General features: G+C 45.2%; 17 protein-coding genes. 12 read left to right on the forward strand and 5 right to left on the reverse strand.

Annotated elements, in window-relative coordinates; translation table 11 throughout:
• Window position 1: 1 nt before the first annotated feature.
• Together HMPREF1536_RS08850 and deoC are read left to right on the forward strand one after the other, a co-directional pair.
• Window positions 2-334, forward strand: coding sequence for a nucleotide pyrophosphohydrolase (locus tag HMPREF1536_RS08850; RefSeq protein WP_028730065.1), 333 nt, complete (start codon window positions 2-4; stop codon window positions 332-334).
• A 3-nt stretch (window positions 335-337) separates the two neighbouring features.
• On the forward strand, window positions 338-1,267 hold the full coding sequence (gene deoC / locus HMPREF1536_RS08855) for a deoxyribose-phosphate aldolase (protein WP_028730064.1): 930 nt from the start codon (window positions 338-340) through the stop codon (window positions 1,265-1,267).
• Between the two features lie 70 nt (window positions 1,268-1,337).
• Here the strand turns inward: deoC and HMPREF1536_RS08860 are convergent, their stop codons facing one another.
• A complete protein-coding gene (locus HMPREF1536_RS08860) occupies window positions 1,338-2,312 on the reverse strand; it encodes a polyprenyl synthetase family protein (RefSeq protein ID WP_028730063.1) in 975 nt (324 codons plus the stop codon).
• A 99-nt stretch (window positions 2,313-2,411) separates the two neighbouring features.
• On the opposite strand from HMPREF1536_RS08860, the gene polA reads away from it, so the two are divergent.
• Window positions 2,412-5,189, forward strand: a complete 2,778-nt coding sequence (polA, locus tag HMPREF1536_RS08865; RefSeq protein ID WP_028730062.1) for a DNA polymerase I — start codon at window positions 2,412-2,414, stop codon at window positions 5,187-5,189.
• A gap of 475 nt (window positions 5,190-5,664) precedes the next feature.
• On the forward strand, window positions 5,665-6,768 hold the full coding sequence (gene ychF, locus HMPREF1536_RS08870; RefSeq protein ID WP_028730061.1) for a redox-regulated ATPase YchF: 1,104 nt from the start codon (window positions 5,665-5,667) through the stop codon (window positions 6,766-6,768).
• Window positions 6,769-6,820: 52 nt separating this feature from the next.
• On the opposite strand, the gene HMPREF1536_RS08875 is transcribed toward ychF, so the two are convergent.
• On the reverse strand, window positions 6,821-10,807 hold the full coding sequence (locus HMPREF1536_RS08875; protein WP_028730060.1) for a hybrid sensor histidine kinase/response regulator transcription factor: 3,987 nt from the start codon (window positions 10,805-10,807) through the stop codon (window positions 6,821-6,823).
• A gap of 303 nt (window positions 10,808-11,110) precedes the next feature.
• Here HMPREF1536_RS08875 and HMPREF1536_RS08880 point away from each other — a divergent pair, with 303 nt between their 5' ends.
• The 5 genes from HMPREF1536_RS08880 to HMPREF1536_RS08900 all read left to right on the forward strand — a co-directional run bounded on the left by HMPREF1536_RS08880 (window position 11,111) and on the right by HMPREF1536_RS08900 (window position 19,734).
• Window positions 11,111-14,395: a SusC/RagA family TonB-linked outer membrane protein gene (locus HMPREF1536_RS08880; RefSeq protein WP_028730059.1), complete on the forward strand. Its 3,285-nt coding sequence runs from the start codon at window positions 11,111-11,113 to the stop codon at window positions 14,393-14,395.
• 39 nt (window positions 14,396-14,434) lie between these two features.
• On the forward strand, window positions 14,435-16,045 hold the full coding sequence (locus HMPREF1536_RS08885; protein WP_028730058.1) for a SusD/RagB family nutrient-binding outer membrane lipoprotein: 1,611 nt from the start codon (window positions 14,435-14,437) through the stop codon (window positions 16,043-16,045).
• Between the two features lie 120 nt (window positions 16,046-16,165).
• The gene (locus HMPREF1536_RS08890; protein WP_028730057.1) at window positions 16,166-18,565 is read left to right on the forward strand and encodes a glycoside hydrolase family 3 N-terminal domain-containing protein; all 2,400 of its coding nucleotides are present in this window, start codon (window positions 16,166-16,168) and stop codon (window positions 18,563-18,565) included.
• A 171-nt stretch (window positions 18,566-18,736) separates the two neighbouring features.
• On the forward strand, window positions 18,737-19,096 hold the full coding sequence (locus HMPREF1536_RS08895; RefSeq protein ID WP_028730056.1) for a hypothetical protein: 360 nt from the start codon (window positions 18,737-18,739) through the stop codon (window positions 19,094-19,096).
• Complete coding sequence (locus HMPREF1536_RS08900; RefSeq protein WP_028730055.1) at window positions 19,075-19,734, forward strand: ATP-binding cassette domain-containing protein; 660 nt, start codon at window positions 19,075-19,077, stop codon at window positions 19,732-19,734. Before HMPREF1536_RS08895 ends, HMPREF1536_RS08900 begins: the two co-directional genes overlap by 22 nt.
• Window positions 19,735-20,045: 311 nt before the next feature.
• Here the strand turns inward: HMPREF1536_RS08900 and HMPREF1536_RS08905 are convergent, their stop codons facing one another.
• The 3 genes from HMPREF1536_RS08905 to HMPREF1536_RS28125 form a co-directional block, all read right to left on the reverse strand.
• Window positions 20,046-21,182: an acyltransferase gene (locus HMPREF1536_RS08905; RefSeq protein WP_028730054.1), complete on the reverse strand. Its 1,137-nt coding sequence runs from the start codon at window positions 21,180-21,182 to the stop codon at window positions 20,046-20,048.
• 68 nt (window positions 21,183-21,250) lie between these two features.
• On the reverse strand, window positions 21,251-21,811 hold the full coding sequence (locus HMPREF1536_RS28120) for an AraC family transcriptional regulator (protein ID WP_225607972.1): 561 nt from the start codon (window positions 21,809-21,811) through the stop codon (window positions 21,251-21,253).
• A gap of 24 nt (window positions 21,812-21,835) precedes the next feature.
• The gene (locus tag HMPREF1536_RS28125; RefSeq protein WP_225607971.1) at window positions 21,836-22,378 is read right to left on the reverse strand and encodes a hypothetical protein; all 543 of its coding nucleotides are present in this window, start codon (window positions 22,376-22,378) and stop codon (window positions 21,836-21,838) included.
• 205 nt (window positions 22,379-22,583) lie between these two features.
• On the opposite strand from HMPREF1536_RS28125, the gene HMPREF1536_RS08915 reads away from it, so the two are divergent.
• From HMPREF1536_RS08915 to HMPREF1536_RS08925, 3 genes are all read left to right on the forward strand, one after another.
• On the forward strand, window positions 22,584-23,543 hold the full coding sequence (locus tag HMPREF1536_RS08915) for a fimbrillin family protein (protein ID WP_028730053.1): 960 nt from the start codon (window positions 22,584-22,586) through the stop codon (window positions 23,541-23,543).
• Window positions 23,544-24,151: 608 nt separating this feature from the next.
• Window positions 24,152-24,712: an RNA polymerase sigma-70 factor gene (locus HMPREF1536_RS08920; protein WP_028730052.1), complete on the forward strand. Its 561-nt coding sequence runs from the start codon at window positions 24,152-24,154 to the stop codon at window positions 24,710-24,712.
• A gap of 84 nt (window positions 24,713-24,796) precedes the next feature.
• Window positions 24,797-25,738, forward strand: coding sequence for a FecR family protein (locus HMPREF1536_RS08925; RefSeq protein ID WP_028730051.1), 942 nt, complete (start codon window positions 24,797-24,799; stop codon window positions 25,736-25,738).
• The last annotated feature ends 191 nt before the right edge of the window (window positions 25,739-25,929 follow it).

Raw genomic sequence — 25,929 nt, forward strand, 5'->3', positions numbered from 1 at the left:
GATGGCGGATATTACCTTGCAGGAAGCCCAGGAGAAAGTAGACCACTGGATCAAAACATACGGTGTGCGCTACTTCAACGAGCTTACCAATATGACGATCCTGACCGAGGAAGTAGGCGAATTGGCCCGTATCATGGCCCGCACTTACGGCGAACAGTCTTTCAAAGAAAGTGACAAACACCGCGATTTAGGCGATGAAATGGCAGATGTACTATGGGTACTGCTTTGCCTTGCCAACCAAACCGGCGTAGACCTGACAGCAGCATTCGAAAAGAATCTACAGAAGAAAACCGACCGGGATAAAGAACGACATATAAACAATAAAAAATTATAACCTATGGCACACGAACACAATTGCAGCTGCGGACACGACCATGATCACGATCATGAACACGACGGGCAGATGGATAAATATCACGAAGCATTCAGCAAATTCGATCCCGCCGGGACAGAGGAAATAGTAGGCAAACACGTCAACTCGATCCTCGAAAACCATGAAAAGGAGAACTTCACTCCCGAGGTTTTGAAACAGATACACGGTTGTATCGACCTGACATCGCTGACCAGTATCGATACGAAAGAAAGCATCTGGAAACTGGCGGACAAAGTGAACGATTTCGAAGGTACGCGCCCCGACGTTCCCAACGTAGCGGCGATCTGCACCTACCCTATTTTTGTTGAAACAGTGAAGCAGGCATTGACAGCCCAGAACGTAAAGATCGCTTCAGTGGCCGCAGGTTTTCCTTCATCACAAACCTTCATGGAGATAAAGATAGCGGAAACAGCGATGGCCGTCATGTCGGGTGCAGATGAGATCGATGTCGTTATGAACCTCGGCTATTTCCTGGAAGAGAACTACGAAGAGCTCACCGAAGATATCCAGGAGATCAAAGAAAGCTGCCGCGAAGCCAAGCTGAAAGTGATTCTGGAAACCGGAGCTTTGGTTACTCCGGAGAATATCCGTAAGGCCGCGATCCTGGCTCTCTATTCCGGTGCAGATTTCATTAAAACATCTACGGGCAAGGGTTATCCCGGTGCCACCCCGGAAGCTGTTTATACGATGTGTAAAGTACTCAAAAAGTACCATTCCATCACAGGCAATAAGGCCGGCATCAAGATTTCAGGTGGCGTGCGTACAGCAGAAGATGCGGTGAAGTACTATACCATCGTGAAAGAGGTTCTGGGAAATGACTGGCTGAACAACGAACTATTCCGTATCGGAGCCAGCAGCCTGGTGGAAGATATCGAGCATAGACTGGGGAAATAAAGTTGCCAGTTGAGAATAAAAAAAGGTTCAATCCATCGATGGGTTGAACCTTTTTTATTGGAATATTTACTTATTTCTGTCTTTCCATTATATAGTCGGCAAGTAGCAAAAGCCCCTCGCGGGCATCCGACTCCGGCAGCTCCATAAGGACTTCCACCGCCTTGGCGTGATACTCCTTCATACGCATTTCCGCATATTCGATACCGCCGTTCGCTTTGGCAAATTCGATCAGGGCATCGATATTCTCAGCAGAAAAATCCTTCTCGTGGATCACTTTCAGCAGAGACTCCACTTCCTCTCTCCTGCCCTGTTCAAGCGCATGCAACAGAGGTAAAGTAACCTTTCCTTCGCGTATATCATTACCGGTAGGTTTTCCGATATTCATTTCCTTGTAGTAATCGAAAATGTCGTCTTTGATCTGGAAGCAGTACCCCAGGTATTCACCGAACTTACGGCATTTCAACACCAGTTCTTGTGAAGCATCCGCCGAAATAGCACCGATCTCGGTACAGGAAGAAAGCAGCGTTGCCGTCTTTTTCTTTATGACCTGCATATAGCAAGCTTCATCCAGAATGCTTTCTTCAGCCGTTTCCAGTTGCTTGATCTCACCTTCCGACAGGTCGCGACCGAGGTTGGATACGATATTTATGATCTGCAGGCTGCCTGTCTGGATAGAACGGATCAATGCGGTGGAAAGGACATAATCGCCCACCAGCACAGAGATACGGTTATCAAAAATAGCATTCAGGGAAGGTACTCCACGACGCTGTTTGGTCTCGTCGATCACATCGTCGTGTATCAGCGTAGCCGTATGCAGCAGTTCCAGGAAAACGGCCGAATTGATCGTATGATCGGTTACTTTTCCACAAGCTTTAGCGGTAAGCAGCACCAGCAACGGCCGTACATGTTTACCGCTGGCATGCAGTATCTGGTCAATAGCCGATTGCAATCTATGCGTCTCACTACGAAGTGAATCCGCAAATTCCTCGTTAAAGCGTTTAAACTCTTCAGCAACCGGTTGTTCTATTTTCGTTCTATCATTCATAATCTATCCAAAGATTCGCAAAAGTAACAAAAAGTATTGAGTAAGCGAGTTTTTTCGTACATTTACCGTCTATTGTCACCCTAAAACGTGTTAAAAGAGATGAAGTTATTCCTCATAGATGCGTATGCACTGATCTACCGGTCGTACTACGCTTTTCTTAAAAATCCGCGTATCAACTCAAAAGGCATGAATACATCGGCCATTTTCGGGTTCATAAACAGTCTGGAAGACGTTTTAAAACGTGAAAATCCGACGCACATTGCCGTGGCTTTCGACCCCAAAGGGCCGACTTTCCGTCATGAGGCCTACGAACTGTACAAGGCACAGCGCGAAGAAACACCGGAAGTGATCCGCCAATCCGTACCTATTATTAAGGATATTATAGAAGCATACAATATCCCTATCCTGGAAGTCCCCCGTTTTGAGGCGGACGACGTGATAGGCACCATCTCCAAGCAGGCGGAGAAAGAGGGTTTCGATGTCTTTATGATGACACCCGACAAAGACTACGGCCAGCTGGTATCCGATCATATATTCATGTACCGCCCCAAGTTCGGAGGCGACTACGAAATTATGGGAGTAAAAGAAGTGCTGAACAAATACTCGCTGACTTCGGTCGACCAGGTGATCGACCTGCTTGGTCTGATGGGCGACAGCTCCGACAACATTCCGGGTTGTCCGGGTGTGGGAGAAAAGACAGCACAGAAATTACTCGAAGAATACGGCTCGATCGAAAAACTGTTAGAGAATACCGACAAGCTGAAAGGCGCACTCCAAAAAAGAGTAACGGAGAATGTGGAACAAATCCGCTTCTCCAAATTCCTGGCAACGATCAAGACGGATGTCCCCATCCAGTTCGACGCCGTGAAATGCGTCCGCGAAAAACCGAACGAAGCCCGGCTGACTGAGATTTACACAGAATTAGAATTCAGAACATTTATTAACAAGTTGACAGCCGAGGAGAAAAAGCCCGCTCCGGCCAAGGTTGCGAAAGGCCCTGTTCAAGGCTCTCTGTTTGATATATTTGCGCCCGAAGAGCCGAGCGTTCCAAAATATTCGACTCTCGCGGACTTAAAATCGATTGCTCACACTTACCATCTCGTTGATAATGAAGAGAAAAGGGAGAATTTAGGCCGTTTTTTATTGAGTCAGGAATTTTTTGCTTTTGACACGGAAACCGATGGCATCGATCCGCTTACTGCCGGATTGGTCGGGATGTCGTTCGCCGTGAAGGAAAATGAGGCCTGGTATGTCCCTGTTCCCGCCGATGCGGAAGAAGCGGCAAAAGTGATCGCCCACTTCTCCCCTGCCCTGCAAAATCCCCAATCGTTAAAAATTGGACAAAACATAAAATTCGATATTCTCGTTCTCCGCAAGTATGGCGTCCGGGTAGCCGGCTCGCTGTTCGACACGATGATCGCCCATTACCTGCTGAACCCGGAACTTCGTCACGGGATGGACTACCTCGCGGACACTTATCTCAAATATAAAACCATCCCTATCGAGAAGCTGATCGGCCCCAAAGGGAAGAACCAGTTATCCATGCGGGATGTCCCCATCGCCCAGATCGCGGAATACGCGGCCGAAGATGCAGACGTCACCCTAAAGCTGAAAAACTACTTTGCCCCCGAGTTAAAGAAGGAAGGACTCGAATCGCTTTTCTTCGATATCGAAATGCCTTTAATATATGTATTGGCAGAAATGGAGGAAACAGGTGTCAAGCTCGACACGGTTGCCTTGAAGCAATCGTCGGATGTATTGACCGGCGAACTGAACAAGCTGGAAAAAGAGATCCACGAACTGGCAGGAGTAAAATTCAACATCAACTCGACGAAACAAGTCGGTGAAATCCTGTTCGAGCGGCTTAAGATCGAAGAGAAAGCCAAAAAGACAAAAACAGGCAGTTACAGCACCAGCGAAGATATTCTGGAGAAAATGCGCTCCAAACATCCTATCGTCGGCAAACTTCTGGAGTACCGCGGACTGAAGAAGTTGTTGAGCACATACATCGATGCCCTGCCCGAACTGATCAGGCCGGAAACAGGCAAAGTGCACACTTCCTTCAACCAGACAGTAACTTCGACCGGCCGTTTGAGTTCTACGAACCCCAACCTGCAAAACATCCCGATCCGTGACGACCTGGGACGTGAGATCCGCAAGGCATTCATCCCCGACAATGAAGATTGCATCTTCTTCTCCGCCGACTATTCGCAGATTGAACTCCGCATCATGGCGCATCTGAGCAAAGATGAACATATGATCGAAGCTTTCCGCAGCGGAGCCGACATCCACGCGGCAACGGCTGCCAAGATTTACGGTATCCCGGTCGAAGAAGTGACCAGCGATATGCGCCGCAAGGCTAAAACGGCCAATTTCGGGATCATCTACGGCATTTCGGTGTTCGGGCTGGCCGAACGGCTCAATATCCCCCGGGCGGAGTCAAAAGAGCTTATCGACGGTTATTTCAAATCCTATCCGGGCATACGCGATTACATGGATGAAAGCATCGAAGTAGCCCGTGACAAAGGATATGTAGAAACGATCTATAAACGTAAACGTTTCCTACCGGATATCAAGTCACACAATGCGATAGTCCGCGGATATGCCGAACGAAATGCGATCAACGCCCCTATCCAGGGAAGTGCCGCCGATATTATTAAGGTGGCTATGGTAGCTATCTTCAAACGTTTTGAAGCGGAAGGCCTGAAAAGCAAAATGATCCTTCAGGTACATGACGAACTTAACTTCAATGTACTGAAAGAAGAACAGGAGAAAGTAAAACAGATCGTCCTCGAGGAGATGGAAGGCGCCATCAAGCTGGAAGTTCCACTGATTGCCGATTGTGGCGAGGGAGCGAACTGGCTGGAAGCACATTAAGCAGAAACTTTACGAAGTTCCCTGCCTAAAAAGGGCTACATCACGACCTTTTTTCACGTAAATAAGCAGAAAAGGTTCCCGACGCCCCCTTTTTACCGCCTTTCAGACCCCCATCTCAAGAGTATCGAGACCCGGGTGTAGCAACTGCCAACACCCGGGTCTCAATATAAATATCTGCCTTATCCGCTGAAAATAAGTCATATACCTTATCAAAATACATCCTTATCCAACGAAATTTCAGTGATAGTGTGATAGTTGGAGTGATAGTTGAATTTGCCTACTATCACTCCGTTTATGCTTTATATTTCAAGTCATACACTAATATTAGTGATAGTGTGACAGTTGTTTTCAAAAACAATTTGGTTAACGATCCCTCATACAGATAAAACACACGATATTCCCTGTTCATGAAGAATATACGAGAAAGAATAGCTATCTTTGCCGACTGAAAATAATAAAAACAACATAATAGTTTATGGCTTTACAATGTGGCATCGTAGGTCTTCCTAACGTAGGGAAGTCCACTCTTTTCAACTGCTTATCAAATGCAAAAGCACAATCAGCAAACTTCCCGTTCTGTACGATTGAACCGAATGTGGGTGTGATCACCGTTCCCGACGAACGTTTGAACAAACTGGCAGAACTGATTAACCCGCAGCGCATCGTCCCCACTACGGTAGAAATCGTCGATATCGCCGGTCTGGTAAAAGGTGCCAGCAAGGGAGAAGGATTAGGAAACAAGTTCCTTGCAAACATCCGCGAAACAGATGCGATCCTGCACGTATTGCGTTGCTTCGACGATGAAAACATCGTGCACGTGGACGGCAATGTCAATCCCGTACGCGATAAGGAAATCATCGATGCCGAACTTCAGATCAAAGACCTGGAAACAATAGACAGCCGTATTGCCAAAGTACAGAAACAGGCTCAGACAGGTGGCGACAAACAGGCCAAGCAAGCTTACGAAGTTCTGGTAAAATTCAAAGAAGCCCTCGAACAAGGAAAGAGTGCCCGTACGGTTACTTTCGATACTAAAGACGAACAAAAGATCGCCCACGAACTGTTCCTGCTGACCAGCAAACCGGTCATGTATGTATGCAACGTTGACGAAGCCAGCGCCGTAAACGGTAACAAATATGTAGACGCCGTACGCGAAGCGGTAAAAGACGAAAACGCAGAGATCCTGGTGGTAGCCGCCAAGATTGAAAGTGAAATTGCCGAGTTCGAGACGTATGAAGAACGCCAGATGTTCCTTCAGGAAATCGGGTTGGAAGAATCAGGCGTAGCGCGTTTGATCAAATCGGCTTACAGCTTACTGAACCTGCAAACTTACCTTACTGCCGGTGTACAGGAAGTACGTGCCTGGACATTCGAAAAAGGATGGAAAGCTCCGCAATGTGCCGGCGTGATCCATACGGATTTTGAAAAAGGCTTCATCCGCGCCGAAGTAATCAAATACGACGATTTTATCAGCTACGGCTCTGAAGCAGCGGTGAAGGAAGCCGGAAAGATGAGCGTGGAAGGAAAAGAGTATGTTGTACAGGATGGCGATATCATGCACTTCCGTTTCAATGTATAATAAAAGTATAAAATCCCGTATCAGGTACGGGACAACAGAAGGCCGTTCCGTTTTATCCGGAGCGGCCTTTATTTTTAGCATTACGATATTGCATCGGAGTCACCCCGAAGTATTCCTTAAAGCATTTCCCCATATAACCGGGGCTTGAGAAGCCAGCTTTCCAGGTTATTTCCGAGATAGTCAGATTGCTGTTCTCCAGCAGGGAAGCACATTTACGGAGTTTTATCTGAAGGATGAAATCATTCAGGGTCAAGCCTGTTATCGCTTTGATCTTTCCCCCGAGACGGGTACGTCCGATGGCAATCTGGCGGCACCACATGTCGATATTGAAGTCTTTATTCTCCATATTCTCCTCAATGATCCGGACAGAGTCTTCCAGCAATTGCTGGTCAAGACGGTTGGTTGCCAGATCGGTCGGAGCCGACTCTGCTTCGGTACGGAAACGTGCCTGCTGACGCCGCAACGTATTGATCACGTTATTACATTTCAATAGGAGCAGTTCCAGGTTGAACGGCTTCATTATGTAATCGCTGGCACCGCATTTCATCCCTTCCAAAGCACTCTCCAGATCGGTACGGGCAGTAAGCAGCAGGATCGGGATATGCGATGTCTCGAACTTCTTCTTCAACCGCTGGCACATGGCTATCCCCGACAGACCGGGCATCATCACATCGCTGATAATCAAATCCGGCTGCATTTCTTCGGCAACGCGGATACCTTCTTCACCATCTCCGGCCTTATATACCTTATATTTGATGGAGAAGGCTTCTTCCAATACCTGCAACAGATCTTCATTATCTTCCACGATCAGGACAGAGAGTGCATTCTCTTTCATTTCCGGCGAAGCTTCTTCAACAGGTTCGGAAAGTATAACTTCTTCCTCAGTATATTGTGGTTGCACGGGGAGGATATCGACCGGGACAGTCTCCTTCGTTTTTTGTTCCTCCGTCAGATGCTGTTCGCCGAGTTTAAGGGTAACGATAAAGGTCGTGCCCTTCCCCAATTCGCTACGCACTTCGATCGTACCTTTGTGTTGCAATATGATTTCGCGGGTCAGTGCCAGCCCGATACCACTGCCGGAAAGAGAGACGCCGGAAGCATTGTCTGCCTGGTAAAAACGATCGAAAATATGATCTTGTTGGCTCTGGGGAATACCAGAGCCAGTGTCGGAGATACGTATCTCCGCTAGATCCTTTTTCTGTATAATAGTAATGGTGATACTACCCTCCTTCGGCGTAAACTTAAAGGCATTCGACAGCAAATTATTGAATACTTTCCGGATCTGTGCCGCATCGAACCAGACAGGGATATTCTCCTCCGCCGTTTCCAGTTTATACTGGATTTGGTTCATCGAAGCGTAATCGCGGAATGAGTCGAAGATTTGCTGTATGAAGGATACCAGATTCTGTTTACTTGCATGGAAGGGCATTTTACCTTGTTCCAGACGACGGAAATCAAGCACTTCCGTAATCAGCTGCTGCATCTGTCCGGTATACTGGCGAACCTTTAGCAACTTGTTGCGGAACGTTCCCCCTAAATCGTAGTTTTGCAGGATCAGGTCGATCTGGCTGACCATCAAAGTAAGCGGGGTACGCAGTTCGTGAGATATATTGATATAGAACTTCAGCTTCATCTGGTTCAGTTTCTCGATACGCAGTTTCTCCCTGTGTTCCATTTCCAATGAAGCTTTCAATACGGCACGGCTCCGGTTGAAGCGGATAAGCCAGACCAGAAATAAGATGGTCAGCAAAGCATAAATTCCGAAAGCATAAACAGAAGCGTAGAAAGGAGGACGTATCCGGATATCTATCGCAATCTGTTTGCCCTCTCCTACTTCACGCACAACCAGGCGGTATTTACCGGGAGACAGAGAGGTATAGATTATCTGTGGAAGCCGGGTACGGGTCCATTGCTTGTCGAGGCCTTCCAGTTTATACTCAAACAGGTTCTTATCGGCATAACGGTAATTGGTGGATGTAAACCCGATCGTAAGGTTGTTACGGTCGTAAGGTAAGACTAGTTCGGAGGTATAGGCAATACCTTCCTTCAATATACTGGAACCGGAAGAAGGTTTGATACGGGTATTATCGATAAACAGGCTATTGAATGAAATCGTATAAGGAACGGAAGCAGCGGACAAACTCGACTCTTTTGTCGATATCAGCCCTTCCACACCGCCGATAAAGATCGTGCTGTCTTTCGGGGAGATATACACACCGCAGTTTGAATTCAGCCGGTGAAGCGGCGAAGAGATACCCAGCAGGGTATGCGTGCTTTTCCCTTTCTTTATATCCAGCAGGGTTATTCCACGGATCGATGTGATCAGCAATCGTCCCATTGGTGTAACACAGACTTTGTAAGATTCATTCGTGAGCAGTTGCCCTTGCTCCTGGTTATAGCAAGCCCAGAAATCATTTACCGGTTCATATTGCAATACACCTGTACCGACTACAACAAAATAGAGGTTTCCCTTGCCGTCACCGGTAATGCTTTGTACTACTTTTTTCCCTATCATTCCTTTTACAGAAGGGATTTCTTCCGCCTGGCGGGTTTCCATATTCACACAAACAATCTCCCTGTTAGCCGGAGCCAGCCAAAGCCGGTCCTCCGCATCCAGATAAGCAGCCCGGATAATAACACCGGTCTGGCTTAGCAACCCGGGGTCGGTAAACAACTGCGAAAGTTTCTGCGTTTCCAGATCCAGCAAAAACAAACCACCCTGCGAAACGACGATCAGGTTACCTTTCCAGGGAATAAGGTCTGTTACTATCTGCTGGTTGTCTTCCAGCAACACATCTTCTCCTATTTGTTCAAAACGCCCGGAGGAGGTGGAACAAAGCAGTCCGGACTGGAAAGTACCGACATATAACCGGTCGTGTTCATCATCATACCAGACCGATTTCGTTGTCCGGCAAGGTATACGCGAAGGGCCGGAATCAAAGCGCTTTATCTTTTGGGTGTTAAGATCCATGCTGTTCAGTCCGCCATGTTCGGTTGCGATATACAAATTACCTTTCGTATCTTCCGCCATTTTACCGAACAGGAAACCATTCAGGCTATTGGGATCGCTCAGTGAGATGCCATAAAAAGTATAATTCTCCGTATCCGGATTAAAATAACTGAGTCCTCCGTAATAAGTACCGACCCACATTCCCCCCTGACTATCCCGGTGGATGGCATAAACGGACGAATGTTGCAACGACCACGACACCTGCTCTTTATGGGACAAGTGGTAACAATCCTGCAAAGAAGGCCTCACCACCGTTATCCCGCCAAAGGTTCCGATCCATACATTACCATTAATATCCTGATTTATACAACGCACCTGATCGTTGATAAGCGGACAGAGAGGGCTGTTCTCCTGCAAAGAGATCCATACTCCGTCGTTATACACCTTAGCTCCATTCGAGACGGTTCCTACCCATAGCCGGTTCTGTACATCCATAAATAAGGAAGAAACAGACTCATTCTCCAATAGAGTATGGAAAGTCCCGCCGGAGTATTTATACAGACCTTTGGTTGTACCCAGCAGCCAACCGTCATCAGATAAAAGCACAGACTTTATCGTGTTCGTCGAGTCTTGGAAAGCACAGACCTTTTCGGGACTTCCGTCGGGGCGGTAACGATAGAATTGATTTCTGTATGAGTAGTACAAATACTCATCCTGCCAGGTTAATGTACTCGCAGAAATATCCGTACGTTTAAACTCTTCCGTACGTATATTGTAAGTAACCACCCGGTTATTGGCCAACATATAGATAAACGACTCGCTATCTCCACAAATAGCATGGATATTATTATCCTCTACACCGTCCATATAAGTAGAGAGACGAAAAGAACGGACAATTCTTCCATCGTATAGATTGAAATTATCGTTACCAAACCAGATATAGCCCTTCGCATCCTCATAGATGGAGATAGCCGACGGTTGTGTAATGCCATCATTCAAATCGATATGTTGAAAGTAAAGCTCCTTCGCCGATAAAGGAAATACCAGTAAGAGGCAACAAAATAATTGATGAAGGTTCTTAAAACTCATACACACTATATTTACATACAAATGTAGCTTATTTCCAACTAGTAAGCAACAATAAAAAAAGGTAATAAGCGATAACCCCAACAGGTAATACCGCTGGTATTAGACTTGTTTTCGTAAATGAACACAAAAAATAACGAAACGTTGCACGGGCATGATGGTAATATCCGTCAAATAGATGGTAAAATCCGTCGCTAACAGCATTTACCATCCTATCAACAGATTCTAATACGGCTTTAACACAACACCTTAATAGATTTGCAGCATTGAAATTAAATTTTCTTGAATCTAATTAAAGATTTGTTTATGAAAAAAGTATTGAGACCTATCGGACTTATTTTACTGTCCGGCGCTCTCTGTTCTACCGGTCAGGTATTTGCAACAGGAGCTACGTCGGAAGCTGTAACTAACATCGCTCAACAAAAAAAGCAAGTAACAGGTACAGTTATTGATGCATTTGGCCCAGTAGCCGGAGCTTCTGTTTCCGTAAAAGGAACAAATGAAGGAACTATTACAGACATGGATGGAAACTTCTCCATCGCTGTAGCTCCCGGAAGTACCCTATCTATTTCTTTCATCGGATATGTAACACAAGATATCAAATACACCGGACAAGCTACTCTGGATGTAAAATTGATGGAAGATAGCCAGAAGATTGACGAAGTAGTAGTAACCGCTATGGGTATTAAGAAAGAAAAACGTGCCCTGAGTTACGCTATGAGTGAATTGAAATCGGAGGATATCCAGTTAGTCCCCGTACAGAACGTAGCCAACTCATTATATGGTAAGGCTGCCGGTGTACAGATCCAGCAAACGGCTGCGGGGCCAACAGGAGGTACCAAGATCCAGATCCGTGGTATCAACTCCGTGGAAGGTAACACACGTCCGCTGATCGTTGTGGATGGTATACCTATCAACGACACTGATTCTAACTGGGCAGGTCGCGAACGTAGCGAAACACAGCAAGGTTCCGCCCTTAACGACATCAACCCGGACGATATCGAATCGATGTCTATCCTGAAAGGTGCTAATGCAGCTGCCTTGTACGGTTCTCGTGCAACTAATGGTGTGATCGTAATCACCACTAAACGCGGAGGCTCAGGGAAAGGTTTAGGTATCCAGGTCGGTACTTCTTATACGTACGACCAGCGTGCTTATATGCCGGAACTTCAGAACGTCTTCGGAGGAGGAACAAACCCTTACTTCACGACAAATGCAGACGGACAACCCATCTATAACGGGGATACTTACCGCAGCTTCGGCCCGCGTATGGACGGAACGGAAGTGCTTTGGTGGGATGGTGTAAAACGCCCCTACTCTCCACAGCCAAACAACTATCGCGACGTATTTAAAGACGGTTTCACCAATAATAATAGTATCGCTATTACCAATGGCTCGGATAAAAACAGTATCCGCCTTGCCTATACGAACATGAACTACGGCGGTTACCTGGAAAACTTCAAGCAGAATAAACATAACTTCAGCTTCTCGGGTAATTTCAAGGTACACGAACGACTGACTTTCGATGCATCTGTATCGTTCAATATTTCGGAAACAAAAAACCCTCCTACACGTATCGACCGTGTATCGAACTATCCGATGCCTCGTAACGAGATCACACAATTGTGGAAAGACAATTATAAGGACGAAGATGGCTACTTCTTGACTGATGCTATCTCAAATATCAGCTCAGGAAACCGCGATAACATCATTAAATACCTGATGTGGCAGCAGAATGAGAACGAATATACACAGAACCGTGAACGTTTGATCGCTTCTCTGTCTGCAAACCTTAAGATATTCGATTTCCTTAACTTCCGCCTACGTGGTGGTACGGATCGTTACCGCGACGATAAAGAGAACAAAGAATACTTTACTAAATACGCAGATCCTTCGGATATGAACACGCTGGAAGGTAGCTACCGCAAGGAAGATGCCCATTATCAGAAGAATTATGTAGAAGGTCTGTTGATGTTCAATAAAGCTTTCGGTGAAGACTTCGATGTGTCCGCCAACTTGGGTGTTTCCGGTGAAGATATCACAGAATCGAAAGTTATCTGGGAATCTCACGGATTGAAATATAACGGTATGTTCTCATCAGAAAACAATAAGCGGGATCCGAAACAAGCCAGCAAAGACAAAGTGGTTAACCAGGGAGAATTCCTCGGTGCTGTATTCGCTTCTGCCCAGTTAGCTTACAAACGCTTCCTGTATCTGGATTTGACAGCCCGTAATGACTGGTCTTCCCGTCTGACTGCCGGTAACCGTAGCTTCTTCTATCCTTCTGCCGGTCTGAGCTTCGTATTTACGGAAGCGTTGGATCTGCCGGATTGGTACAACTATGGTAAAGTAAGAGGATCATACGCTATCGTGGGTAACACGACACCGTCTATCTACTTTACGAACTCCGAATATCAGTACGGATCATACAACAGCTCGATTATCACCAATGAATTCAAAGCCGACGTACCTCCTACCAATGTCGTTCCTGAAAAGACGTATTCATGGGAAGTAGGTTTGGAAAGCCGCATACTTAATGGCCGTTTGGGATTAGATTTTGCGTTCTATACCAATAAGACAAAGAACCAGATCATCACCGTTCCGGTTGCTCCTTCAACAGGTGCCACAGGTATGAGAATGAATGCCGGTGAAATCGGTAACCGTGGTGTGGAACTTCAGGTGAGCGGTACTCCGGTCGAAACAAAGAACTTCAGCTGGGAAGGCGTGCTTAACTTTGCCTATACACACAATGAACTGCTTTCTTTGATCGATGGAATGGAAGACCGTCAGATCAGTAACCCGTGGAGCGCAGCTATCTTCAAAGCTGTTCCAGGATATGCAACTCCAAGCGTATTTATCCGTAAATGGGTACGTGACGATCAGGGAAGAATCGTTGTCGATAAGAACGGTAACTACCAACAGGAATCGGAATTTACGTATGCAGGTAGTGCAGCTCCGAAATTCACAGCCGGTTTCACCAATACATTCCGTTACAGAGACTTCTCTCTGAGCGTACATATCGACGGATCGTTCGGAGGTAAGTTGCTTTCATTTACCAACAATTATCTGAAAGCATCCGGTGCAGGTAAAGAATCTCTTTGGGGACGCGACGAACAATACGGTGGCAAACCTTATTACATCGACAAGAACACCAACCAGAAGATCGCTTTAGACAATCATCAGGCATCAGCTCCGGCCAATGCGCTCGACGGACGTGTTCGCCACGATGGTATCATCGTAGACGGTGTAAACGAGAAAGGTGAAAAGAATAACATCATTGTATCGGCAGCCGATTATTACAACTCCCGCTACAACCGGGCCGGATCGGAAGATAACCTGTATGATAATACATACATCAAACTGCGTGAGATGAAACTTTCTTACCGTGTTCCGAATAATATCGTTTCAAAGATCGGTTTGCAGAACCTGAATGTTTCGTTGGTAGGAAGCAACCTGTTCTTTATCTATAAGAATGTTCCTAATGTGAATCCGGAAGCAACACTGGGTACAGGCGGTACCAATCCCTACGTGGAATATACCTCTTATCCGTCAGCAAGAAGCTTTGGTTTCGCTATCAATACCAGCTTCTAAACATAGTAACTCATTCATCATAAAAAACAGAAAACGTTTATGAAACACATATTATATAGCCTGCTTTTAGGCACTGCCATCACATTCTCCTCCTGCGAAAGCAAACTGGATGAGAAGCACGACAATCCCGATGGGTTTACATCGGCCGAGATTGGATACCTTTTTACCAAAGGTGCCCAGAAAACAATTGAAATAGACTATGCCGATACCTGGAATTACAACTTCCGACTGATCGGAAACTATATCCAGACCACTGCACGCCAGGCTGGAAAAGACCGTGTCAACCTCTATCAGAATATTCAGGATGATAAGGCCCGTTGGGAAAACTATTACGTAACACGTATGAGTACGCTGACCGAAATAGATAAGATGTATGCCAACCTTTCGACAGAAGAGCAGGCAAAATATAAGATCTATGTAGAAGCAGGCAAGATCCTGAAAGCATATAACACAGCGATCGCTACCGATTTCTTCGGAAATATGCCTTATTCGGAAGCTTTTACCGCCCGTAACGTGATGTACGGCGGAAGCGTGATTTTCCGTCCTAAATATGATACGCAGAAAGACATATACTACGCTATCCTCGACGACCTGAAGTCGGCAGCCGCCTATTTCCAGACAGCAACGTCGAACGATGGTTTCAATCAGCAGGATATCGTTTATCAAGGTAACTGCAACGGTTGGTACAAATTTGCCAACTCCCTGCGTCTGCGCTATGCCATGCGTATCTCGAATGTAGATCCTGATAAGGCTAAACAGGTATTGGCCGAACTGTCGCTCGACCAATTGATCACCACCAATGCCGACAATACCTATATTAAGACGGATAATCAGAGCACTGCTCCCGATGGTATCTGGCGTGCTATGCGTGAAAGTCATTCAAAGGCACAAAGTTATTATATGTATCCCCCTGAATTCACCGTTAATCTGTTGAAAGAAGCTACCGACCCTCGTCTGGTTGTATTCTATCAGCCGGCAACAGATGATGAAGGAGATGTTTACGAAGGCAGCACGGAAATACTCGGTTATCCCTCTTCGGCCGACGAAGCAATCAAGCTGGTGAATGGCCCGGACGGTACACGTCTGTTTGAGATCTACGGATGTCTGAACACAGTCACTTTCCGTAAAAACTTTAAACTTCCTGTGGGAATCGGTATGACGGCAGCTGAAGTTTACTTCTGTCTGGCAGAAGCAGCACAGCGCGGCCTGAAAAGTGGTAATGCTGAAGAGTATTATAATAAAGGGGTGATCCTTTCTATTCAGAACTATTACGAATATTACAAAAATAGTGATGCTCCGAAAGGAAAAGACGCGAATATTGCCAACAGAGATGTATCCGATGCCACATTGGGCAGCTGGTTGGCCGCTTCAAGCTTCAAATATAATCCGGCAAAAGCATTGGAACAGATTGCTACCCAGAAATGGTTGCATCTCGGCTTCCTGCAGATCTATGAGAACTGGGCTGAATATCGCCGTACAGATTTCCCTGTATTCGATGACGACCGTGAAAATGGTGCACTGCTGAATAAGGAAAATGCACCGGTACGCTTCCTCTATCCATCGAAAGAAGCTTCCATGAATACAGAAAACTATAATGCACAGTCGGCATATAACAAAATAGACGCACGTCTGTGGTGGGATGTAAAGTAATACAAGCCCCGGAATAGCTACTAATCATTGACCGTATGGCCGATAATTGTTACCTTTGCGCTAATGATTACCGACCATACGGTTTTTACATTACTACAAATTACATAAATCTATAAAAACATGAATTTCAAATATTCATTACTAGTTGCGATCTGTCTTGGTACCGGTACCATGCAAGCCAAAGACTCGATCTACAAAAAAGGATGGATAGATCTCAACAAAAACGGCGTAAAAGACGTGTACGAAGATCCTTCCGCCCCGATCGATGCCCGTGTACAGGATTTGCTGAATCAGATGACCCTCGAAGAGAAGAGCTGTCAGATGGCTACCCTTTACGGCTTCAGCCGTGTCTTGAAAGACTCGCTTCCTACCGAAGGCTGGAAAAATGAGATCTGGAAAGATGGTATCGCCAATATCGACGAACAGTTGAATGGAGTAGGAAGCGCTCGCCGCCGTACGCCCGAATTGATCTATCCTTTCAGTAATCATGCCGAAGCGATCAATACTACTCAACGCTGGTTTATCGAAGAAACACGTCTCGGTATCCCCGTCGACTTCTCCAATGAAGGTATCCACGGACTGAATCATACCAAGGCTACTCCCCTGCCCGCTCCTATCAGCATCGGTAGTACCTGGAACCGTGCATTGGTATATCAGGCCGGAGATATTGCCGGTAAAGAAGCCCGTGCCCTGGGATATAATAACGTATATGCCCCGATCCTCGACGTAGCCCGTGATCCGCGCTGGGGACGTGTACTTGAGACCTACGGAGAAGATCCTTACCTGGTTGGTGAGCTCGGTATACAGATGGTAACCGGTATACAGCAGAACGGCGTAGCTTCTACCCTCAAACATTTTGCTGTATACAGCATTCCGAAAGGCGGACGCGACGCAGCGGTACGCACCGACCCGCATGTAGCTCCCCGCGAACTACATGAGATCCATCTTTATCCCTTTAAAAGAGTTATACAGAAAGCACATCCCAAAGGTGTAATGAGTAGTTATAACGACTGGGACGGTATACCGGTAACAGCCAGCCATTACTTCCTCACCCAGCTGCTACGCCAGGAATATGGCTTCCGTGGATACGTGGTGAGCGATAGCGAAGCTGTGGAGTTCGTACAGACCAAACATCATGTGGCCGACTCGTACGAAGAAGCCGTTCGCCAGGTAGTTGAAGCCGGATTGAACGTACGTACCAACTTTACCCATCCGGCCGACTATATCCTGCCGGTACGCAAGCTGGTGAAAGAGGGCAAACTGTCTATGAAGTCCGTCGATCGTATGGTAGGCGATGTTTTACGCGTCAAATTCGAACTCGGACTGTTCGATGAACCCTATGTAAAAGATCCCAAGGCAGCGGATAAGATCGTGGGTGCCGACAAACACCGCGACTTCGTGCTCGATATGCAAAAACAGTCGCTTGTCCTTCTGAAGAATGAGAATAATCTGCTTCCATTAGATAAACGGCAAACCAAAAAGGTACTTATTGCCGGCCCGCTGGCTAAAGAGACCAATTACATGATAAGCCGTTACGGCCCACAAGGTCTCGATAACATCACAGTGTATGATGGATTGAAAAACTATCTGGGCAATGAAGTAGAAATAGCCTATGCCAAAGGTTGCGAAATAAAAGACGCCAACTGGCCCGATAGCGAAATCGTACCGACTCCATTGACCGACGAAGAAAAGAATACTATCGCCGAAGCCACTTCCGCTGCTGCCGATTGCGACGTGATTATCGCCGTACTGGGAGAAGATGAAAGCTGCACAGGCGAAAGTAAGTCGCGCACAGGCCTCGATCTTCCCGGCCGTCAGCAACAACTGCTGGAAGCGCTGCATGCTACCGGAAAACCGGTCGTTCTTGTTCTTATCAATGGTCAACCGCTCACAATCAATTGGGCAGACCGCAATATTCCTTCTATCCTCGAAGCCTGGTTCCCCGGTCAGCTGGGCGGTGAAGCCATTGCACAAACCCTGTTCGGTGATTATAATCCGGGCGGACGCTTGTCTGTTACCTTCCCGAAAACAATCGGACAGATCGAGTTTAACTTCCCGTTCAAGCCAGGTTCGCAGGACGGACAATACTTCAGCGGCCCTAACGGTTCCGGGAATACCCGTGTAAACGGCGCTCTTTACCCATTTGGCCACGGATTGAGTTACACTACCTTCAATTACTCTAACCTCGCTATCAAGCAGGAAACGCCGTATTCGCAAAGCCCCGTGCATGTAACGGTAGACGTAACCAATACAGGCAAACGTGCCGGCGACGAAGTAGTACAGCTCTACGTTCGCGACAAGGTAAGCAGCGTGATCGCTTACGAATCCGTATTGCGTGGCTTCGAACGTATCTCCCTGCAACCGGGAGAAACCCGCACCGTTTCTTTCACGCTTCTTCCCGAAGATCTCGAAATTCTGGATAGAAATATGGAATGGACGGTCGAACCAGGCGAATTTGAAGTCCGTATCGGCGCATCTTCTACAGATATCAAACTGAAAGATACATTTGTTGTAAAGTAACAACTTAATGATATATACAAAGCAAAGGGTAGAGTAGTTAATGCTATTCTACCCTTTCTTTTTCCTTTCTTTTTCCTTCCTTTTATACTTTATTAAAAAGAATCCTACCCTCATTCCCAATGATTTGAATACCTTAGCAGAAAATCAATTATCCCGATAGACTGACTGTTTATGGATAAACTGCAAAGATGGAAAACGCAATACCGGTTTTACCGGACATTCTTACTCAGTACATTAAAATTCAGTGTCCTGGTCAGCTTTCTCTTTGCATCTATGGGTAGCATTACTTCCATTATTCTATATAACGGAAGTATGATGGATTCCGTCAAACTCTGGTTTCGCCTCATCCCTACGGTCGGACTAGGATTCGATTATATCTACAAGGAACTGACACACAAAGAAGAATACTTTTTCTATTATAATCAGGGAATCAGCAAGTATCAACTCTGGATCGTTACGTTTATCGTCATGTTCATCTGCTGTAATCTACTGAATCAAATCATCGAGCTATGCATACAGGCCTTGAAATAGACAGTATACTTAAATCGTTCGGAGAACAAACCATACTGGCAGATGTTTACCTGAAATGCTGCCGGGGAGACATCATTGCCCTTTTCGGACGAAACGGGACAGGCAAATCAACCCTGCTGAATATCATCTTCGGGACACTGAAAGCTGACCGGAAATTTATCCGCATCGACGGAAAGGTCATAAACGGGCCGGCCTTCCGCTCCGGACTGCTCGCCTACCTGCCACAACATCCATCCTTTCCTTCACACTTGAAAGTATCACAGATAGCAGAACTTTGTATCGCTCCGGAAGACAGGAAACGCTTTCTTGCCGACAAAATGCTTCTCCGCCTCAGAACCTCGCGTATCTGTGAAATCTCGACCGGAGAGCAACGTTACCTGGAAATCAAAACGACCCTTTTCAGTCCGGCTCCTTATATCCTGCTCGACGAACCTTTCAGCGGCGTCTCCCCTGTCGTAGCCGAACAGCTCCGGATACTTATGACCGAAAGCGCCAAAAATCATGGAATTATCCTGACAGACCATAATTTCCGCGAAGTACACAAAATAGCCAACCGCCTGACCTTGCTTAACGAATGCTATCTTAAAGAGATCAAACAAGTAGAAGAGCTGATACCTTACGGTTATTACCAACCATAAAGTAAACCCGGAAAAATGGAAATAAAAAAGGGATACCCTCACGGACATCCCCCTAACACTGAAAAGATTTCTTTTATTTTATTCCATACTTCTGCATCGCATATTCACCCAGTATCTCCAGGTATTTGACGCATTTACTAACTACTTTTTTCATAGCGCATTTCTATTTATTTAAAACGATCTCTTAGTAAAACATGTCACATAAATATGTTTTACAACACAAAAGTAGTAGTAATACGCATACGTTATACCTGCATCACCCGGTTTTAACATCATTTGCACAAAACCGGATCCCTATTTGTCGAATGCCTTTATCCTATAATGTATTTTGAATAAGGCAACTTAGACAGCAACCAGACAAATCCCCAGGTAGCTGCCAGTGTAAAGACAGCCGAAACAGGCACGATAGCCGACACTGGAATCCCCAGCCAAAGAGTCAACAGATAAGAAGGCCCTACAAAGAAATAATGCACGCAATAGACTCCGAATCCCAACTTTGTCAGATTAGCCAACGCGCGACAGATCAAAGGAGACGAAATACGTACCTTCTGTACCAGCAGGAAGATAGCAGCCGTCATCAGCATCGCATTCGGCGAACAATAGGTGAAAAACAGCTCCATCCCCTCCTCGCTTACATTCGGATCGGAAGTCATATAGCGGAAACCGTTAAAAGTGATCAGGAAACCGACCACAAACAGCGGAATAGTGATTGCCAGCGTCTTTGCAACCGACCAGTTATTCCCTTTCCCCAGATAATGGCCCAGCAGTAGGTACCCGTTGAATCCGGCGAAATAATAGAACAGCCCGTAGGCATTCCATGAACAGGTTCCGAATAGATAATGCGAAACAAACTCCATCAGATAAGGTATAAACAGCGAAATACCCCAACCTGCCAGGAACCAGCGTTTAGCCTCATCGGAAGCTTTCTCCACCCAGGCCGAAAATACCGGCATATACAAATACAGTCCGATCAGCGCATAGATATACCACATCGGCGTAGCATAAACCGTAAAGTTGATCGGGATCATGGCTATATCTTTCAATCCGTCTGCCAGAGATGCCGAAGGATCGGGTGCCCAGGGGAAGAAATCAGTCACCAGTTCTGCACTTCCTCCTACCCATTGGATAAACCACGGAGCCAGATTAAAAAGTACCGACCAGATCAGGAAAGGAAAGAATACGCGTGGAATGCGTTTCTTATAAAAGACGGAAGCCTCCTGCTTCACCGGCAACAACAGAAAGCCTGTCATCATCACAAACAGGGGGACACAAGCCCTCAACATAGAGCCATAGAACGATCCCCAGAAATTAATTTCCGGATTGGCACGCGACTCCGGAGAGGCATTAAACGGGTCTGTACAATGACAGGCTATGACCATCAGGATAGCAATGAAGCGAAGTGCGTCCAACCATACGATATGCGGACGCGCGGTAGTAGTGTTATTCATGATAAGATTATTTTCTTTATTCAGGATGTAAAAGTAAGTAATCTTATCAGATTCTACAAGACAGAGGGTTATCCTCTCTTATATTCGGAAGGTACAATCCCGGTTTGCTTCGTAAATGCCCTGCGGAATGTACTGATGGAATGAAAACCGGAGCGTTCGGCAATATCCTGGATGCTGGCCAACGGTTCGGCATCCATCAGGCGTTTGCTCTCTTCCACCCGGAACTGATTCACATAATCGGAGAAGGACATTCCCAGCTCTTTGTTGAATAACTGGGAAAGATAGGAACGGCTGATCGGGAATACCCGTTGCAGGTCAGTCAACCGCAAATCGTCACGCAGGTAAGGTTTCTCTTTCTCGAACCAGGTGTTTACTTCTTCTGCATAACGTTTAAACAACATGCTTTGCTGTTCATCGTCGTCATCATTTTCTTCGTCGTTCTCATCCACAGGCGAGTTCCACCCATTCCTGAAAGTACGATCTAATTGGATATTCTTAAGAAACAGGGCATTATAAAAGAAATAAAACCAAACGACAAGGAGCACAGCCTTATCGACAACATAAAGAATCGGAATATCCGTAAACAGCAATATCAGGTAAAGAACATAGAGGATTAACAAGACGATCATAGTTCTTTTCAGCCAGATCAGGTCTTAATTTTCAGGGTCAGACACATTTTCACTAAGATATTCCGAATACTCTTTCCCGTATTTCATGACCAGATAAATAGGCAACGCCATATAAACGACAGTCAATGCAAAGACAAGCAAACGTAGACATACATCAAGATTCAAATCATTAAAAACGTCCCGTACGGAATAATAAACATGGATTTCTCCGCCACACAAGCGGTAAGTCAGATAAGATAAACCACCTATAATAACAGGAGAAAGAAAGATAGAAAAACGCTTAAAAGTAAGATATCCGGGGCGTAGCTTTTCAATCACATAAGCGGCCAGACAAGCTACTACGAAACAACTGGCAATAAGTACATCCGGATGGAACGCTTCTTTTGCATCGTGCAGGTAAAAATTAACTATATTCCTGATTACGGCCATAGCGGCCCACATAATCATACTCCAACCCAGAATATGTCGTGCCCTGTTGCCGAATGATCTCAATAGCATCATAATGCCGCCTAAAATGCACAGGCCGATTATTTGCATACTCAATAAAAACTGTATTTTTTCCAACATACTTCTTCCCCTCGTTTATCTATAAACAAATTGCTCTCTCAAATAGTTGATTTGCACCATATTTAGACAATTTGACGCATTTAGATTATTTGCTTCATGCGTTTTTATACGATTTCATCGTGGTTTTATACCGTATGATCTCTTATTTTGCTCAAACCGCCGGATATTTGCAATATGAAATTTGATACAAAAATAGCATAAAAGTATGAGAAATTTATTACTATTTATTACACTGATTTTCTGTTTGGCAGGTTGCTCCAACGAGGGCAATATCGCAGCCATTGAGAGTATTAGCGCAAAAGAGAAACCATTAAAAATTATTACACGTATTTTAACTACCAAGTCTGCAAATTTTATCCAGGAATTTAAAGACGGATCAGAAATCGGATTGCTGATCACCCGCGAAGAGGACGGCGGATTGTATGACGAGGATAGTGATTACGTAAACGTAAAAGCGCACGCAAATTTAATTAGTAATAAAATCTCCTGGCGGCAAACGCCGGAAGTCACACTTAACTTTGATCCGGCCACCGTGTATGCCTATTATCCATATCAGTCGCAGATGCGGCTGAGCGTAGCCAGTATTCCTGTAAGGCTCTACTCGGATGCTGCTCAGACTCCCGACTATATGTATGGCACACACGCTGTTGGTCAGAAGATAGTGAACAGTATATCACCCGTGGTTCTTCTGAATATGAATCATGCCTTATCTCTCCTCTCCTTCCAGGTCAACCTGCAAGGAAGTGGCAACGAAGATTATCAGCTGACGGCTATCCAGGTAGGCAATAAAGCCGGAGGAAGTGCCCTGATATGTAAAGGTATGATGGATATACGCAGCGGAGAAATAACCGGTACGGCAGGCTGCAAGACCTCGACCCGGCTACATCTTCCGGAACCTGTCACATTGACAAAAGAGTTCTGCGATCCGCAACAGATCATGGTGATCCCAACATCGGCCCCTATCGCTGAAGGAGACATTGAAGCGCTGTTCACCATAAATGGAAATTCGTACAAGTACAAGATCCCGGCTCAAACCGTCTGGGAGAAAGGACATAAATACCTCTACAAATTAACTCTCAGCGGAGAGGCTCTTACATTGAAAGAGGTATCCGTTACCGACTGGATACAGGGTAACGGTGAAGATGCTACAGGCAGCATTATGTAAGTTTTATTTTATGTTTTGGTTATGGTTAGAATCTCTGGATAACTGCATTTTGTTGTGATACCGATGAGGGCTGCCCGGATGTACGGACGATAAGTCTGATAGAGCATACCCCCGGCATTGCAAGAAGAAATACAGTGATCGTTAAGAAGGAAAGTCTCCCTCATTAATTACCCGACATCCGGTAAAGAGGCCTAAAAAACATCCTTCAAACAGGATTCTATAAGTGTAAACGCCGTGGCAAGTTGTTCCATGCATCTTGCCACCGGCCACTACACCGAATCGACCATCCGGGATACGGCAGCGGCCAATCCCTTGAAAAAGAATTAACGAACTAACTCGTGAGAGTTACGTATACATTTAATTAATACTAAAATAGTAGTAATGAAGCCGGCTCCGAATACCGCGTCTTGCACTCAACAAGGCGCATATTCCCTCTCAACTTATCGCCGACAACACTCTTTTATTTGACCCTAACCTTACCGGAGCCGGTTTCATTATGCTACTATTTTTTCCTCTGTATTTTATCAATCAGTATCATTATTCTATTAAAGAGATTTGAATTTTGTTTATTTTCCCTACATTTGCCCTCAAACGACTATTGAGAAAAGATGATCGGGACTGAGATACATAATTTCAATACTTTATACACTAAATTCTACAGAAAATCTTTTCTGTTCACCAAATCCTATGTACATGATGAATGTATTGCCGAAGATATTGTGTCGGATGTCCTGATCAAATTATGGGAAATATTGAAAGAAAAGGAGATCGAACACATTGAAGCTTTACTACTGACCACACTAAAAAACAAATCGCTCGACCATCTGAAGCACGAAGCGATCAAGACCGAAGCCCTTCACTCGCTGACAGACATGAAACAAAGAGAACTGGATATCCGCATCTCTACCCTGGAAGCATGCAATCCCGAAGACATATTCTCTACCGAGGTACAACAGATCATCACAACTACTTTAGCCCGTTTACCGGAACAAACCCGGCGTGTTTTCGAAATGAGCCGCTTCGAAAACAAAACAAATAAAGAAATAGCCGAAGCGCTCCAATTAACAGTAAAAGGTGTTGAGTATCATATCACTAAAGCTTTAAAACCACTACGGGAGAATCTGAAAGATTATCTTCCTCTTTTCTATTTCTTCTTCTTTTTCCAATAAATCTTCATTTACACACTAGGGTTATTACTTTATGAATCGTTTTAATAGTAACGGGGCATAAAACATGCCAATAAAAAGAAGTAAATGAACCAGGAGACACTACATAAATATATTGCAGGTGAAGCAACATCGGAAGAAAAGGAAGATGTTGCCCGCTGGCTGGATGCTGACAAGAAAAACATGAAAGAATTTCTTGCCCAGCGCAAATTATATGATATATCTATCTGGCAGCAGGAGCAAGAGCCCGTTTTTGTTGCCGGGAGTAATAAACGATGGACATTACGATCTGCTTCCATCGAATTCTCCAAGATAGCAGCCATCTTCCTGATTACTTTCACCGTCTTATATTCATTTATGATGAATAAAGGTACAATCGACCCGGCAAAAATGCAAACAATCTTCGTTCCACCTGGCCAACGGGCCGAACTGACATTGACCGATGGTACCAAAGTATGGTTAAATGCAAAAACGACTTTCACCTTCCCCGATAAATTCACAGCTTGCAGTCGTGATGTTACATTAGATGGAGAGGGTTACTTTGAAGTGACCAAAGACATAGAAAAGCCTTTCACCGTTAAGACCGATAAATACAATATAAAGGTACTGGGTACGGAATTCAATGTAACAGCTTACTCTACTTCTCCTGTCTTTGAAACTTCCCTATTAAAGGGAGCTGTCGAGGTCTCTTCGCCTGCAACAAATACCAGGATCAACCTGGAACCCAATACCCGCACATATATTGAAAACGGGATATTGAAGAAAGGAGTGATTGAACATCAAACCTACTTCTTATGGAAAGAAGGTCTGATCTGTTTCTATGACGAACCGGTCGGCAAAATGATAGACAAACTCGAATTATACTATGATGTAAAGATCGATGTACAGAATGAAAAATTACTCAAAAACCGCTATTCCGGAAAATTCAGGACAAAAGATGGTGTCGAACATGTATTGAGAGTTCTTCAGTTAAGTAACAAGTTTACCTACATAAAAGACAATGACTTGAATCTGATCACCATTAAATAAATTAATCACAAAAACAGTTAGCCTATGACGTAAAAGACATGAACAAAACAAAAAACCGGAAAGTGCTCGAACACTTCCCGGTTTAGAGCAAGTCAATACCCGACTTCATTCCTTAAATATCTAAGTATTAACTAACACAGTTTACAAAAGTATGAAAAATATTTTGTACGGGGATTCTTTTATCCCACTTA

It is taken from the genome of Parabacteroides gordonii MS-1 = DSM 23371, from assembly GCF_000969825.1.
GTDB classification, from domain to species: Bacteria; Bacteroidota; Bacteroidia; order Bacteroidales; family Tannerellaceae; genus Parabacteroides; species Parabacteroides gordonii.